The organism is Pseudomonas sp. SWRI179 (genome assembly GCF_014268705.1).
Lineage (GTDB): Bacteria > Pseudomonadota > Gammaproteobacteria > Pseudomonadales > Pseudomonadaceae > Aquipseudomonas > Aquipseudomonas zanjanensis.
Genome location: NZ_JABWRA010000023.1, coordinates 1 through 15,586 on the forward strand (window position 1 = coordinate 1; position 15,586 = coordinate 15,586).

Genomic DNA, 15,586 nt, shown 5'->3' on the forward strand with positions numbered 1-15,586 from the left:
CGGTGTATCTGAACCCTGAAAGAGAGCTTACTGTGATCGCAAAAGTGGCATAACAAAACGGTGAACGCGACAACTACCTTGAAAAACGCCGCCTTCGCGAGCAGGCTCGCTCCCACGCTGGCGGGTGGTGGAACTTGAGCGCATGACCGCCATAAATCCCCTGTGGGAGCGGGCTCGCTCGCGAAAACGGTTGTTCAGCTTGCATCGATGTTGAATATGCCACCGCCTTCGCGAGCAGGCTCGCACCACACTGGCTGGCGGTGGGACTTGATTGCATGGCCGCCAAAAAATCCCACTGTGGGAGCGAGCTTGCTCGCGATGGCACCGCTACTGCGGCGTGCCAAACATCGCCGTCCAATAGATCCCCGCATCGCTTTTCGGATCGGTCGCATACCCGGCGCCCAATTCGCGGAACTGCGGGTTCATCAGGTTGGCGCAGTGCCCTGGGCTGGCCAGCCAGCCATCCACCACCTTGAGCGCGGTGTCTTGTCCGGCGGCAATGTTCTCGCCGATCAATTGGCCCAGGTAGCCGGCCAGTTCGGCGCGGTCGCCGGGCGTGCGGTTGTCGCGGTCCTTGTGGTCGAAGAAATTGTTGTTGGCCATGGCCCGGGTGTGCGTGACGGCGGCCAGGGCCAGGGTGGCGTTCCAGGCCAGCGGCGTCGTGGCGGCGAAGGCTTCGGTGCCGCAGCGACGCGGCTGGGCGCGGGCGCTGTTGATCAGCTTCAGCAGTTTCTGGCCCTCCGCTTGCCAATCACCCAGGCGCGCCGACAGCAACGGGCGCGCCAGCACGATGCGCCATTCGCGATCCAGGCGGCTGACGCCGATGTCGACGAACTGTGGGTCGAGCACCACCTGGCAGAAGCTTTCCTGCACGGCTTTCATGGCCGATTGCGCATCGCGCGGCCCGGACAGGCTGATGGCTTGCACGTTGACCATGGGATAGGCCGCCCGCGCCAGCGCCTGTTGCAGGTCGCCGATGCCATTGGCCGACAGGATCAGCCGGGAGTCCATCGCCAGCGGCGGCAGCTCCAACGAGGCCTGGCCGGCACAGCTTTGGGATTGGCTGCGGTAAAGGTTGATGGACTCGACCAGTTGCGTCTCTTCGGTGGCCGGGGCGCTGGTGGTGAACGCCAGGCCCAGCGACAGCACGACAAGACCCATGACGGATGAAATGGCACGCATGTAAATCTCCCTTGAGCGGACGGCGCCTATGATGCGCAATTTTTGCCCCGCCGGGGCAACGGTATTCACGCTCTCTTGAAATCCTTGGAACGGTACCGTTGGGCACCGTTCGGGACAATCCTCAAGTAGTGGGATCAGTTTTCAAGCGAATAAGTCCATTTCCGTCGTTTCAAGGCCATAAAAACCTCGATTATCAGCTCATCCAGTTACCCCCATCGACGTTATACGTCTGTGCCACCACGTATTCGCTCTCCGCCGAGGCCAGGAAAATCGCCATTCCGGTGAGGTCCTCTGCGGTGCCCATCCGGCCATAGGGTACTTGCTCCGCAACCTGGCGCTTCTTTTCCCCCTGCGGCAGGTTTTCGTGACGGGCGAACAGCGCGTCCACGCCATCCCAATGCTCGCCATCCACCACGCCGGGGGCGATGGCGTTGACGTTGATCCGATGCTTGATCAGGTCCAGCCCGGCGGACTGGGTCAGGCTGATCACCGCGGCCTTGGTGGCGCAATAGATCGCCACCAGGGGCTCGCCACGCCGGCCGGCCTGGCTGGCCATGTTGATGATCCGGCCGCCATGGCCCTGGCGAATCATCTGCCGCGCCGCCGCCTGCAGCGTGAACAGCGTGCCGGCGACGTTGATGGAAAACAGCCGTTCGTAGCTTTGTCGGGTGATGTCGACGATGGGCGCCAGGTCGAACAGCGCGGCGTTGTTGATCAGGATATCCAGCTTGCCCGCCCGGGCCACCACGGCCTCGATGGCCTGGTCGATCGACACCTGGTCGGTCACGTCCATTTTGACGGCGTAGGCGCAGCCGCCCAGTTCGATGGCGGTGGCCTGGGCTCGGTCAAGGTCGATATCAGCGATCGCCACGGTGGCGCCTTCGTTGATATAGGCCTGGGCGAATGCCTTGCCGATGCCACGGGCGGCGCCGGTCACCAGGGCACTTTTTCCTTCGAGTCGTTTCATGGGATTTTCCTGTCAGTCGAGGTAGTAGGGCGTCACACACACACACGCTGTGGCGAGGGAGCTTGCTCCCGCTCGAGTGCGTAGCGCTCGCCGATGGGGGCGCTGCGCGACCCAGCGGGAGCAAGCTCCCTCGCCACAAAAGGCCGGTCATGGGTAAGCCGATTACAGCAGCGCCCGTGGAGGAGGACAAACGCGGGGAGAATCGTGGGCTGATATTTTTTTAACGTCGCTGAACGCGACGAGCGCGGGTTAAAAAAGTACCAGCGGTCGGTCAGGCCGAGGCTGGCTAAGCGCTGCGCACTCGGCGTAAGGTGCCCGCTATAACGCTAAAAGAGGCGCGACATGCCTGATCACCGAACGCCCCTGTTCGAGCAGCGACCGGCCGAACTGGAAGTCATCCTGCCCGAACCCGAACACAGTTTTCGCTGGTACGAGCACGATTACCCGTACCCGCTGGCGCGCTGGAACCATCATCCTGAATTCGAGATCCACCTGATCCGCCAGGGCAGCGGCAAACTGTTGGCGGGCGACTACATCGGCCCGTTTGGCCCCGGTCATGTGGCGATGATCGGCCCGGATTTACCCCACGACTGGATGGGCGATCTGGCGTCGGGGGAATACTTGACCGGACGTGACGTGGTGTTGCAATTCGACGGCGCCACGCTGCTGACCTTGCGTCGCACCCTGCCTGAACTGGGGGATCTGCAGGGGCTGTTCGAACGAGCCCGCCGTGGCCTGGCCTTCGCAGGAGACACCGCACTGAGGGCTGCGCACCTGCTGGAAACCATCGGCCCGGCCCAGGGGCTGGCGCGATTGACGCTGTTCCTGGAGTTGCTCCACACCCTCAACCAGGCGCCCGATGATGAGGCCCTGAGCCTGGCGAGCCCATGCTACGCGCCGACCCTCGACGCTCGCAGTTCCGAGCGTATCCACAAAGCCTTCGAGTACCTGCAAGCCGAACTCACCGGCGACCTGAGACTGTCGGTGATCGCCCGTCAATTGGACATGAGCGAGCCAGGCTTCTCGCGATTCTTCAAGCGCATCACCGGGCACGGTTTCATCGACCTGATGCGCAAGTTGCGGGTCCAGCGCGCCTGCCGCTTGCTGTTGCAAAGCGAAATGCCGGTGACCGACATCTGTTTTGAAGTGGGCTATAACAATCTCTCCAACTTCAACCGGCATTTCCGCATCGAAATGAACCAGACCCCCAGCGAGTATCGGCGGGGCGCTTTTCCTCTGTCTGACGGAGCCTGTCATGTTGAACGTCGTTGAACAGCCAACCAGTGCATTGTTGCGCCAACGGATGGAGAGGGCCGGTTGCGCCTTCGAATTCCTGGTGCTCGCGCCTGAGGCGCATGAGGCGGCTGACGAGGCGCTCCATCGCCAGGCCGTGGATCTGTTGTTCCAGCAGATCAAGGCCCAATGGCTGGAACGTCACCGCGAACTGACCCTCGATCCGCGCTATGCCGAGGTTGCGTCGCCCATCATGAATTGGGATCTGGACAAGGCTGTCGCCAAGCCGCTGAACCACGAGGAGGTGACCCGACTCATGCGCACCGACGTGGGCGAACACAATCAGGAGCCCTACGCCTTGTACGCGGACTTCTGCGAACCGCCCTATGGCACCCGTTTCAGCGACGACACGCCGCAAGCGCTGTTCAAGGAATGGCTCGACCTGCTCGGGCTCGAAGAAGGGGAGGATGTCGTGGTGTTGAGCTGGGTCGACAACTTCAACGTCAACTGGACCGCCAGCGACGAACCCGATCCGGCCCGTGAGCCCTGGAGCGATTATTTCGACGATGGCCTGGAGTGGTGGGGTGTCTGGTGCCTGAGCATCTGGAACCCCAAGCGCCGCACGCTCGCTGTGCTGGCTGCAAGTACGACGGATTGATCGGCCTGAACACAGACCTTAAAACCACCCGGAAGCCATGTGGGAGCGAGCTTGCTCGCGAAGGCGTCAGCACATTCGACATACATGCAAGCTGGCCCACCGCTTTCGCGAGCAAGTCTGCTCCCATAGGAGATTTGGGGCGGGTACAGATCGTGCGGCCACCCAGAAACCAATGTGGGAGCGAGCCTGCTCGCGAAGGCGTCAGCACATTCGACATACATGCAAGCTGGCCCACCGCTTTCGCGAGCAAGCCCGCTCCCACAGTCGGTTCGGTGTTTAGTTTGGGAGCGTCCTTTGGTGCTTTTTCAACCGATAGGCGAACTGCGCCCGGCTCAGCCCCAGCGAGCGTGCGGCCGCCGCCAGGTTTCCGCTGCTCAGTTGCAGGGCTTCGTTGATCAGTCGCGATTCCAGCCCGTCAATGGAGAAGTCCGCGTCCAGTTGGCTGAGTGACCGGAGCAGCGCCGGTTTTTCTGCCACGTCGTTGCCGACCAGGCCCATGGTCGAGAGGCCGCCGAGGTGGTCCACGGAGTACGCATCCACCGGCAATTGCTCATTGCGAAACAGGTGGACCAGATCGATCGCCTGACCCTCTTCGCTGGCGATCAGGCCGCGTTCGATGAGGTTCTGCAATTCCCGCACGTTGCCCGGAAAGTCATAGCGCAACAGCACCTTCAAGGCGCGCATGGTCAGCCCCATCGGCGTGCGGCCGTATTCCTGGCAGAAGCGCTTGAGAAAGGCGTTGATCAACAACGGTATGTCGTCGCGACGCTCGCGCAGGGGCGGCAGGGCGATGGGGTAGACGTTGAGCCGGTAGAACAGGTCTTCACGGAACGCGCCGTCGGCCACGGCCTTGCGCAGGTCGATGTTGGTGGCCGCCACGACTCGCACATCGACTTTGATGCCATGGCCGCCGCCAACCCGTTCGATCTCCCGCTCCTGCAAGGCGCGCAGCAGCTTGCTTTGCCCGGCCAGGCTCAGGCAGGTGATCTCGTCCAGGAACAACGTACCGCCATGGGCGCGTTCGAAACGTCCGGGGCGTGAATGGGTGGCGCCGGTGTAGGCACCGCGCTCGACGCCGAACAATTCGGCCTCGATCAGGTTGTCGGGGATGGCCGCGCAGTTGAGGGCGATGAACGGACCGTCACGGCGGCGACTCAGTTGGTGCAACTGGCGGGCGAACATCTCCTTGCCGACGCCGGACTCGCCGCTGACCAGCACGGTGGCGGGGGTCAAGGCCACCCGTTGCAAGGCCTGGGTCGCGGCGTTGAAGGCGGCGCTGGCGCCGATCAGCGGCTGTTCGCTGTCCGGCAGCGGGGCGGTTCCGGCGACGTTGTCGGACTGAGTATCGGCGCGCGGAACGACCGTCGTCGGTGATGCATTGAGGTAGTTCAGGTCCTGCTCGATGTCACCCCATTGCTCGGCAGTCTTGCCGATGACTCGGCAGCGTTCATGACCCATGCCCCGGCATTCCACTTCGCGAAAGACCACCAGTTGGCCGAACAGCCCGCTGACGAAGCCGATGGCGTAGCCCAGTTCGGTCCAGCACACCGGATCCTGCCCGGTGCCATAGGCGGCGACATGTTCGTCGGCCTCGCAGGAGTGATGCCAGAGAAATTCCCCTTCATAGAACCCCGAGTCGGCGTCGAACTTGAAATGCAGCGGCTCGACCTTGGTCATGCCTTCGAGGGTATGCAGGTGCGTGCCAGCGCGGAACACCGCCGCGGCATCGGCGTGGGGCCAGCGTTCACGAATCAGCCGAGCGTCGCGGGCGCCGGAGGAATAGCCGGTGCGGGTGAGCATGCCGCGGGCCTGCTCCAGCCCCTGGCGCTCGATGATTTCCCGGCGCAACGCACCGAAGGAGGAACTGTGCAGCAGCAACATGCGCTGGTCGTTGAGCCAGATACGGCCATCGTCGGGGGAGAAAAACAGGCACGCGGTGAGCTCTGCCGTGGTGGGCGAACTGCTGTCGCTCAGCTCTTTGCTGTCGCCCCGTGGATGGAAATGCTCGGTGGCGATCCGGTCCGGCAACTGGCAGTGGGGATTATTCATTGTTATGCCCCTGATGGCGCAGTGATCGAAATGATCACCTGGCGAGATAGTTATTAAGCATAACTTTATCAAATGAACAAGCGGCAGGTGGCCAACGGCCAGGACAGCGACGGTTCCCGCCCCGTCGTGTCCGGCGAAGAACCCTGGGCCAGAGCCCTGCGCCAAGTTTATCAAGGCCTGCGGGCAAAACCGGCACAGCGCTTGCTCAAGCACTTGCACGGCGTTTGCGTCGACACCGTCCAGGTGCGGCAAACGATGACAACAACAAAGAGCCGGGAGTGTTAAATGTCTGCATCCAAGAGCCACCTGTTGTCTCAGGTGATCGAGTCGGAATGTGTCTTCAACGGTGACTGGGTGCCTGCCTCGGGCCCGCTGCAAACGATCATCGAACCGGCCACCGGTGAGCGGCTGATGCGCTGTGCCACGGCCGACACCGCCGACATCGCCAAGGCCAGTCGCGACGCAGCCCTCGCTCAGCCGGCATGGGCGGCCCTGGGCCCGCGGCAACGGGCGGCGATCTTCCGCAAGGCCGCCGATGTAGCCGAGCAGTCCTTCGACGAACTGGCGTTGTACGTGGCCCGGGAGACCGGCGCTGCACTGTTCAAGGGACAGCACGAGGTACGCGAAGCCATCGTGCTGTTGCACCAGGCCGCCGGCTTGCTGTCCCAGGCCCATGGGGTGGTCTTGCCCAGCGAGGCGGGGCGCCTGTCCTATGCGCGGCGCCAGCCCCACGGCGTGGTCGGGGTAATTTCACCCTTCAACTTTCCCTTGGTGCTGTCCATGCGCTCTGTCGCGCCGGCCCTGGCGGCGGGCAACGCGGTGGTGCTCAAGCCGGATCCGCAGACCCCGGTGAGCGGCGGTTTCCTCATCGCCTGCTTGTTCGAGGCGGCAGGCCTGCCCAAGGGCTTGTTGCAAGTGTTGCCCGGCGCGGCGGATGCCGGTGAGGCGCTGTGCCGCGACCCTAACGTGCGCATGATCGCCTTCACCGGTTCCACCGGCGCCGGGCGCAAGGTCGCTGAAGTGGCCGGGCGCAACCTGAAGAAGGTCGCCCTGGAGTTGGGTGGCAAGAACCCGCTGATCATTCTCGAAGACGCCGACCTCGACCTCGCGGCCCGGAACGCGGCCTGGGGCGCCTGGCTGCACCAAGGGCAGATTTGCATGGCCACCGGCTTGATCCTCGCCCATGAATCCATCGCCGCCGAGTTGACCCGCAAACTGGTGGAAAAGGCCCAGGCCATGACGACTGGCAACGCTGCCCGGGAAGAAGCCGCGATGGGGCCGCTGATCAATCAGCGGCAGTTGCAACGGGTCCACGACATCGTCAGCGACACCGTGCTTGCCGGGGCTCGGCTGGAAGCGGGCGGCGACCACGATCGGCTGTTCTACGAGGCCACTGTGCTCAGCGGCGTGAAGCCGGGCATGCGTGCTTTCGACGAAGAGATCTTCGGGCCCGTGGCCACGGTGGTCAGCTTCGCCACCGACGACGAAGCCATCGAGTTGGCCAATCGCACCGAGTACGGCTTGGCCGCAGCGATCATTTCACCGTCGGTGGGCCGGGCCATGGCCATCGGTGAGCGGTTGCAGTGCGGCATGTTGCACATCAATGACCAGACCGTCGCCGATGAGTGCGTCAACCCGTTCGGCGGACGCGGCGCCTCGGGCAATGGCGGCAGTGTCGGCGGCCCGGCGGACTGGGACGAATACACCCAATGGCAGTGGGTCACGATCAAGGACACGGCGCCGGTCTACCCGTTCTGACCGGCCGTTTTTACCGGGCCCGATGAGCTGGGCCCGGCGAGTACACAACAATAAGAAGAGGACTCAACATGAAACTCGACAACAAGATTGTGCTGGTGACGGGTGTCTCGTCGGGTATCGGTGCTGCCACGGCGAGCTTGCTGCGTGCCCACGGCGCCCAGGTGATCGGCGTGGACCTCAAGGCGCCGCACATGACCCTGGACGGTTTTGTACAGGGCGACTTGAGCAGCGCCGAGAACATCGACCGTTTGCTGCCACAGTTGCCCGCACGGCTCGACAGCCTGTGCAACATTGCCGGTGTGCCGGGCACCGCCAATCCGCGGCTGCTGGCGCGGGTCAACTACCTCGGGCTGCGCCACCTGAGCCGTGCGCTGCTGCCGCGCATCAGTGCGGGCGGCAGCATCGTCAATATCGCCTCGATCCTTGGCGCCGAATGGCCGCTGCGCCTGGAACAGCACAAGGCGCTGGCGCGCATCGAGGATTTCGCCGCCGCGCAAGCCTGGCTAGCCGACCACCCGGTGCCGGACCAGACCTGCTACCAGTACTTCAAGGAAGCCTTGATCGTCTGGAACTACCTGCAGGCCCAGCCTTGGTTCCTCGAGCATTCGGTGCGCATGAACAGTGTCGCCCCAGGCCCGGTGTTCACGCCCATCCTCGACGACTTCGTGAGCATGCTCGGCGAGGCGCGGACCCAGGCCGATGCCCACCGCATGAAACGTCCCGCCTACGCCGATGAGGTGGCGGCGGTGATCGCGTTCCTGTGTGCCGACGAGTCGCGCTGGATCAACGGCGTGAACCTGCCGGTCGATGGGGGATTGGCCTCTACCTACATCTGAAATGCGCACCTGTGGAAAGCGGCGCAAGCCGCGACCTGAGCGTGTTGGCTGCCAAAGCCATGCCCAAAAATAACAATAATGAGAAGCGTCCATGGATAACGTCAAAGAGAGCTTTCGTTTCAAGCATTGCGCGCTGTTCCTGGCGTTATGCAGCACCGGTGTGATGGTCGATCGGGTCGAAGCCATGCAAATGGACCTGGGTGACTCCGACTGGAAACTGCGCTGGGACAACACCATCAAGTACAGCCAGGCCTGGCGCCTGCAAGGGCAGGACAGCCGCTTGGTCAACGCGCCGACCGCCAACGGCCTGTACCCCTCGATCCAGAGCCAGGGTGACAAGAACTTCAGTCGCGGCCTGGTCTCCAACCGCCTGGACCTGTTCTCCGAAATGGACCTCAGCCGGCAAAACTATGGCCTGCGAGTGAGCGGCGCGGCCTGGTACGACGATATCTACAACCAGGACACCGACAACAGCGAGCAACCGCATTTCCTCAGCGAAACCCGCGAGCTCCACGGTCGCGACGCGGAAATTCTCGATGCCTTTGTGTTCGTGCGCGGTGATCTGGGTGAAGACTCCCAGGGCGTGGCGCGCCTGGGCCGCCATAGCCTGATCTACGGCGAAAGCCTGTTCTACGGTGGCAACGGCATCGCCAATGCCCAGGGGCCGACCGACGTCGTCAAGTTGCTCAGCGTGCCGGGTACGCAGTTCAAGGAGATCCTGCGCCCGGTCAATCAGATCTCCGGGCAGTTGCAGATCAACCCGCAATTGTCCGTGGGCGCTTACTATCAGTTTGAGTGGGAGCGTTCCAACCTGCCCGGCGCCGGCAGCTACCTGAGCGACGTCGATGCCATCGGCTACGGCAGCGGTCCGCTGCGCGAAGTCTTTGGCAATGACACGGTGAATGGCGGCGACCTGAAACCGCGCAATTCAGGGCAGGGCGGCATGCAGATTCGCTTCAAGCCGAGCGGCACTGAGCTGGAGCTGGGTTTCTACGCGGCCCAGTATCACGATAAAGCGCCGATCGGGTTGTATGCCTACCTGGACGGTCCGGCGGCAGCGGCCAGCGGGTTGCCGATCCTGGGTTCCTATCGTCAGGTCTACGCCGAAGACATCAAGACGGCCGGCGTCAGTTTCTCCACCGCCTATGGCCCGTTCAACTTTGCCGGTGAAACGTCGTTGCGCTGGAACGCGCCGTTGGTGAGCAACCTGCAAGTGGTGGCCCCCGGCGTGGAAGCCGATGGTGGCGACAATGAGTTGTTCGCCAGGGGCAAGACCGCCCACGCCAACCTGTCGGCGATTTACCTGTTATCGCCCAATGCGTTCTGGGACGGCGGTTCGGCCCTGGCCGAACTGGCTTGGAACCGCACCCTGAGCGTGACCAAGAACGCGGCCGCCCTGGATTCCAACACCACCCGCGATGCCACGGCGCTGCGCGTGCTGCTGGAGCCCGCGTACTTCCAGATTATCGATGGGATCGACCTGACGGTGCCGATCGGCATGGGGATCGTGCTCGATGGGCGCTCATCGGCCGTCAACAAATCCGGCTTCGGCAACACCCATTCCGGTGACTGGAGTGTCGGGCTCAAAGCCACCTACCTCCAACGCTGGGACGTCGGCCTCAATTACGTGAACTTCTTCGGCGCCCCGAAAGCCGGGCTGCGCGAGGACGGCAATTTCAGTTACGGACAGTCGTTGGCCGACCGCGACTTCGTCTCGCTCTACGTGAAAACCTCATTCTAATAAGGTGGATTCGCCATGCAGAACACAGCTTTCCTGAACACCTGCGTCCTGACCCTGGCCCTCGCCGGCATGGGGCTGGCGCAGGCGGCGGTATCGCCTGAACAGGCCGCCCGTTTGAAAACCGATCTGACCCCCCTGGGCGGCGAGCGTGCCGGCAACGCCGATGGCAGCATCCCGGCATGGCAGGGCGGGTACACCCAGGTCACGCCCGGCTATAAACCGGGCGACAAGCGCGCCGATCCGTTCGCCAGCGAGAAACCGCTGTATTCGATCAAGGCCGCGAACATGGAGCAGTACGCCGGCGAATTGGCCGAAGGCACCAAGTTGCTGCTGAAAAAGTACCCGGACTACCGCCTGGACGTGTACCCGACCCATCGCTCGGCCGCCGCGCCGCAATGGGTCTATGACAACACCAGCAAGAACGCCACCCGCGCCACGCTGGACGTGGACAGCGAGAAGGTCTCCAGTGCGTACGGCGGCATCCCGTTCCCGATCCCGGAAAACGGTGCGCAGGTGCTGTGGAATTATCGGTTGTCCTGGCAGGGCGGTGACACCATCAGCTCGCCATTCGATACCTGGCTGATGACTGCCGGTGGCAAGAAAGTCCAGGCGACCCGGGCCCAATACACCTACCAGTTTCCCTACTACGTCGAAGGCGGCAGCCTGGAAAACTATTCGGGCAAGTACCTGCTGGGCAAGCTGTTCACCGAGTTGCCGTCATCCAAGGCCGGCGAAGGCCTGATGACCCATTGGGACCTGGACCCGGCCAATCGGGCGGCCTGGCAGTACCTGGTCGGTCAGCGCCGGGTTCGTCGGGCGCCGAACATTGCCTATGACACGCCGGACTTCGTGACCTCCGGCGTCGGCTTGTTCGACGAAGCATTCATGCTGTTCGGGCCGACCGATCGTTATGACCTCAAGCTGGTGGGCAAGAAAGAGCTGATCGTCGCCTACAACAATAACCGCGCTGCGCTGGCCAAGAGCGACGACCTGGTCAAGGCGAACTTCCTCAACCCCGATCTGGTGCGTTGGGAGAAACATCGGGTCTGGGTGGTCGAGGCCACGCTCAAATCCGGCAAGCGCCATGTCGTGCCACGTCGCACTTACTACGTCGATGAGGATTCCTGGCAGATCCTGATGGCCGACGGATATGACGCCCAGGGCAAGCTCGGCCGGCAGATGTATTCGCTGACGCTGCTGGCACCGGACCTGCCGGCCCTGACCGCCCAGGTCATGTGGGGCAGCTACAACCTCGACACGGGGGCCTACTTCCTCAACTCATCGAGCAACGACCTGACGGTTCAGTACCAGAAAGTCGCGAAGCCTTCGGCGTCCTATTTCACCCCGGATGCCATGGCCAACGAAAACATGCGTTGAACCGGTGGCGGCCGTGGCGAGGAGGCGGTTCGTCGCGGTCGCTTACGATTTTCCAGGCGGAATAACGATATGAACGTTGAAAAAATCTTTGCGCGCCGCGGTCCGTTATGGGGGGCTTGCGCCTTGTTCGGATGCCTGTTGGCGAGCGTGCCCTGGGTCGTACAGGCCACGACCCTGGCGGTGCTGCAGCAACCGGCACTGCCGACGGCCAAGGCGCCGCGTGCGGTCTTGCTCGGGCTGGGCCGGGCCGGCGAACGCCTGGTGGCGGTCGGCGAGCGCGGGATCGTGCTGCTCTCCGATGACGCAGGCGTGAGTTGGCGCCAGGCCAAGGTGCCGGTCAGCGTCAGCCTGACGGCAGTGCAGTTCGTCGATGCCGAGCAGGGCTGGGCGGTCGGTCATCTGGGCGTGGTGCTGCACACCCAGGACGGCGGCGAAACCTGGCAAAAACAACTCGACGGCGAGCGTGCCATCGCCCTGGCGGTGCAAGTCGCTGAGCGCGATGCCAACCAACCTGACGGTGCCAGCCACTTGGCGCAGGCACGGCACATGCTCGATGACGGGCCGGACAAGCCGTTTCTTGACCTGTATTTCAGCGACCGTCTGCACGGCTACGTCGTGGGCGCCTACAACCAGATCTACCGCACCGACGATGGCGGGCGAAGTTGGCAACCGTGGATGCAGCATGTGGACAATCCCCAGGGCTTGAACCTGTATGGCATCCGCGCCTTGGGCAAGGATTTGCTGCTGGTGGGGGAGCGCGGCCTGTTGTTGCGTTCGACCGATACCGGGCAGTCATTCCAGGCCTTGAAGTCGCCTTATGAAGGCAGCTTTTTCGGCCTGCTCGGCACCCGCGATGGGGCCCTGATTGTCTATGGCTTGCGCGGCAACGCCTGGTGGTCCGATGACCGTGGCGGCAGTTGGCGACGTCTGGAAACCGGCATCGAATCAACCTTGGCAAGCGCCCTCGAACTGCGCGACGGCGGCCTGCTGTTGGCCAGCCAGAGTGGCGAGCTTCTCTTCAGTCATGACCAGGGACGCAGCTTCGACAAACGTCAGAGTCGCAGTGGCGGGACCGTCGCTGCCGTGCAACAGGCGGTCGATGGCAGCCTGGCCAGCGTCGGCTTGAGCGGCGTGGCCGCTGACCAGGATCCGCGCGCCTCGGGTAAACCTTGAAACTTCACGGTGTAGCGCTATCGGGCCACGGCTCGTGCAACAGGAGTCAAACTTGAAAGACGACAGAACCCAAACCGTGATCGGCCGCCAGGAAGACTTCGACCGGGCGTCGGGCAACTTCGCCGAGCGGGCGATCTTCAACCATCGACCGCTGGTGATCCTGCTGTGCCTGCTGGTGACCTTGGTACTTGGTTGGCAAGCCACGCGCATTGGCATCAATGCCAGCTACGAGAAGACCATTCCCACCGGGCATCCCTATGTCGCCAATTTCCTCGAGAACCGCAGTGAATTGAGCGGCCTGGGCAACTCGCTGCGCATTGCCGTGGAGGTCAAGCAGGGGAGTATTTTCACCAAGGATTACCTCGACACCCTGGCCAAGCTCAACGACGAGCTTTACCTGTTGCCGGGCGTCGACCGTCCCTACATGAAGTCGCTATGGACCCCGACCACGCGCTGGACCGCCGTGACTGAAGAAGGTCTGGACGGCGGCACGGTGATCCCCGACGACTACGACGGGTCGGCCGTCAGCATCGAGCAGGTGCGGACCAACGTGGGCCGTTCCGGGGAAGTCGGTCAATTGGTCGCGGGCAACTTCAAGTCCAGCGTGATCTTCGTGCCGTTGCTGGAAATCAATCCGCAGACGGGCAAGGCGCTGGATTACGGAGAATTCTCCCGGCAACTGGAGGCGCTACGGGACAAGTACCAGACTGACGACCTGCGGATTCACATCACTGGCTTTACCAAAATCGTCGGCGACTTGATCGAAGGGATGACCCAAGTCCTGCTGTTCTTCGTGGTAGCGGTCCTGGTGACGGTGCTGGTGCTGTTCGGCTACACCCGTTGCGCGCGCAGCACCCTGGTGGTGGTGACGTGCTCACTGGCCGCGGTGCTTTGGCAACTGGGGCTGCTTGCCTTGCTCGGTTATGAGCTGGACCCGTACTCGGCACTGGTGCCGTTCCTGGTCTTCGCCATTGGCATGAGCCATGGCGCGCAGAAGATGAACGGCATCATGCAGGACATCGGCCGTGGCACTCACCGGGTGGTCGCCGCGCGTTATACCTTCCGCCGGTTGTTCGCTGCCGGCATCACCGCGTTGCTCTGTGATGCGGTCGGTTTTGCGGTGTTGCTGCTGATCAACATCCGAGTGATCCAGGACCTGGCGATCACCGCCAGCCTCGGCGTGGCGGTGCTGATTTTCACCAACCTGATTGTGCTGCCGATCCTGCTCAGCTACATCGGCGTCAGCCCGGCGGCGGCGCAACGCAGCCTGAGTGCGCAAACCCATGAGCAACAGGCGCAGATCAAGCATCCGCTGTGGCGCGTGCTCGATCTGTTCACCCAACGGCGCTGGGCCATTGGCGCCATGCTGGTTGGCTTGCTGTTGGCCGCGTTTGGTTTTGCCGTGAGCCTGCACCTGAAAATCGGCGACCTGGACCCCGGAGCTCCGGAGCTGCGGGCCGACTCGCGCTACAACCGCGATGCGCTGTTCATGACGCAAAACTACGCGGCCAGCTCGGACATCTTCGTGGTCATGATCAAGACCCCGGAGGATCAGTGCACCCGTTACGCCAGCCTGTCCGCGGTAGACGCGCTGGCCTGGCAACTGGAGCAATTGCCCGGTGTGGAGTCGACCACCTCGATGGCGGCACTGAGCAAGATCGCCACGGCCGGTTATAACGAAGGCAACTTCAAATGGTATGAACTGATCCCCAACGACGGCGCGCTGGGGGCCGTGCAAACCCGTGCACCGCGGGAGTTGTTCAACCAGGGGTGTTCGATGCTGTCGTTGTATGTCTACCTGGCCGACCACAAGGCAGACACCTTGAACCGGGTGGTGGAGGCCAGTGAGCAATTCATTGCCGGACATCAGATGCCGGAGGTCAAGTTCATGCTGGCGGCCGGCAGCGCGGGCATCGAAGCGGCGACCAATATCGTGGTGAAGAAGTCCATGCGCGAGATGCTGTTCTGGGTCTACGGTGCGGTCAGCCTGCTGTGTTTGCTGACCTTCCGCAGCTGGCGGGCGACCCTGTGCGCGATGCTGCCGCTGATGCTCACCTCGATCCTGTGCGAGGCGCTGATGGTGGGGCTGGGCATGGGGGTGAAAGTCGCGACATTGCCGGTCATTGCCTTGGGCGTGGGCATTGGCGTTGATTATGCGCTCTATGTGTTGAGCGTCATCCTGGCGCGGATGCGTGCTGGCGACACCTTGGCCCAGGCGTATTACCAGGCGCTGCTGTTTACCGGCAAGGTGGTGTTGCTGACGGGCATGACATTGGCGGTGGCGGTGTCGACCTGGGCGTTTTCACCGATCAAGTTTCAGGCTGACATGGGCGTGTTGCTGGCCTTTATGTTCTTGGTGAACATGCTAGGGGCCTTGATTCTGCTGCCGGCCTTGGCTTGGTTGCTGTTGCCGCAGAGGGTGTTTGTAAAAAAGCCTGTGCTTAGTCGGCGGGAGCGGTGGGTTAGGGGGTGACGGTTTTCTGGAAGGGTTGTGGGAGCGGGCTTGCTCGCGAAGGGGCTGGCACATCCAATATCTTCATTGACCGAGCCACCGCTATCGCGAGCAAGCTCGCTCCCACACTGAATTTCCGGTAGGCACAAAACCCAGGTGC

The 15,586-nt window shown here is 62.9% G+C and carries 12 protein-coding genes; 9 read left to right on the forward strand and 3 right to left on the reverse strand.

What is annotated here, in order from left to right:
• Window positions 1-327 precede the first annotated feature (327 nt).
• Both HU767_RS14900 and HU767_RS14905 read right to left on the reverse strand, forming a co-directional pair.
• Entirely contained in the window at window positions 328-1,182 is an 855-nt protein-coding gene (locus HU767_RS14900; protein WP_186707627.1) for a CAP domain-containing protein, read from the reverse strand.
• A gap of 193 nt (window positions 1,183-1,375) precedes the next feature.
• Window positions 1,376-2,149 carry an L-iditol 2-dehydrogenase gene (locus tag HU767_RS14905; RefSeq protein ID WP_186729838.1) on the reverse strand — a complete coding sequence of 258 codons (774 nt, stop codon included), beginning with the start codon at window positions 2,147-2,149 and terminating at the stop codon, window positions 1,376-1,378.
• A gap of 342 nt (window positions 2,150-2,491) precedes the next feature.
• On the opposite strand from HU767_RS14905, the gene HU767_RS14910 reads away from it, so the two are divergent.
• Both HU767_RS14910 and HU767_RS14915 read left to right on the forward strand, forming a co-directional pair.
• Entirely contained in the window at window positions 2,492-3,421 is a 930-nt protein-coding gene (locus HU767_RS14910) for an AraC family transcriptional regulator (protein ID WP_186729839.1), read from the forward strand.
• Complete coding sequence (locus tag HU767_RS14915) at window positions 3,405-4,040, forward strand: hypothetical protein (RefSeq protein WP_186729840.1); 636 nt, start codon at window positions 3,405-3,407, stop codon at window positions 4,038-4,040. Before HU767_RS14910 ends, HU767_RS14915 begins: the two co-directional genes overlap by 17 nt.
• A gap of 276 nt (window positions 4,041-4,316) precedes the next feature.
• Here HU767_RS14915 and HU767_RS14920 read toward each other — a convergent pair whose 3' ends face one another.
• Window positions 4,317-6,089 carry a sigma-54-dependent Fis family transcriptional regulator gene (locus HU767_RS14920; RefSeq protein WP_186729841.1) on the reverse strand — a complete coding sequence of 591 codons (1,773 nt, stop codon included), beginning with the start codon at window positions 6,087-6,089 and terminating at the stop codon, window positions 4,317-4,319.
• Window positions 6,090-6,161: 72 nt separating this feature from the next.
• Between HU767_RS14920 and HU767_RS14925 the strand changes: the two genes are divergently transcribed.
• The 7 genes from HU767_RS14925 (at window position 6,162) to HU767_RS14955 (ending at window position 15,447) form a co-directional block, all read left to right on the forward strand.
• Window positions 6,162-6,374, forward strand: a complete 213-nt coding sequence (locus HU767_RS14925; protein WP_186729842.1) for a hypothetical protein — start codon at window positions 6,162-6,164, stop codon at window positions 6,372-6,374.
• A complete protein-coding gene (locus tag HU767_RS14930; RefSeq protein ID WP_186707632.1) occupies window positions 6,375-7,847 on the forward strand; it encodes a benzaldehyde dehydrogenase in 1,473 nt (490 codons plus the stop codon).
• A gap of 68 nt (window positions 7,848-7,915) precedes the next feature.
• Window positions 7,916-8,683, forward strand: coding sequence for a coniferyl-alcohol dehydrogenase (locus HU767_RS14935; RefSeq protein WP_186729843.1), 768 nt, complete (start codon window positions 7,916-7,918; stop codon window positions 8,681-8,683).
• Between the two features lie 91 nt (window positions 8,684-8,774).
• Window positions 8,775-10,424 carry a DUF1302 domain-containing protein gene (locus HU767_RS14940; protein ID WP_186729844.1) on the forward strand — a complete coding sequence of 550 codons (1,650 nt, stop codon included), beginning with the start codon at window positions 8,775-8,777 and terminating at the stop codon, window positions 10,422-10,424.
• Window positions 10,425-10,439: 15 nt separating this feature from the next.
• Entirely contained in the window at window positions 10,440-11,801 is a 1,362-nt protein-coding gene (locus tag HU767_RS14945; protein ID WP_186707635.1) for a DUF1329 domain-containing protein, read from the forward strand.
• Window positions 11,802-11,870: 69 nt separating this feature from the next.
• The gene (locus HU767_RS14950) at window positions 11,871-12,974 is read left to right on the forward strand and encodes a YCF48-related protein (protein WP_186729845.1); all 1,104 of its coding nucleotides are present in this window, start codon (window positions 11,871-11,873) and stop codon (window positions 12,972-12,974) included.
• Between the two features lie 52 nt (window positions 12,975-13,026).
• Window positions 13,027-15,447: an MMPL family transporter gene (locus tag HU767_RS14955; protein WP_186729846.1), complete on the forward strand. Its 2,421-nt coding sequence runs from the start codon at window positions 13,027-13,029 to the stop codon at window positions 15,445-15,447.
• Window positions 15,448-15,586 lie beyond the last annotated feature (139 nt).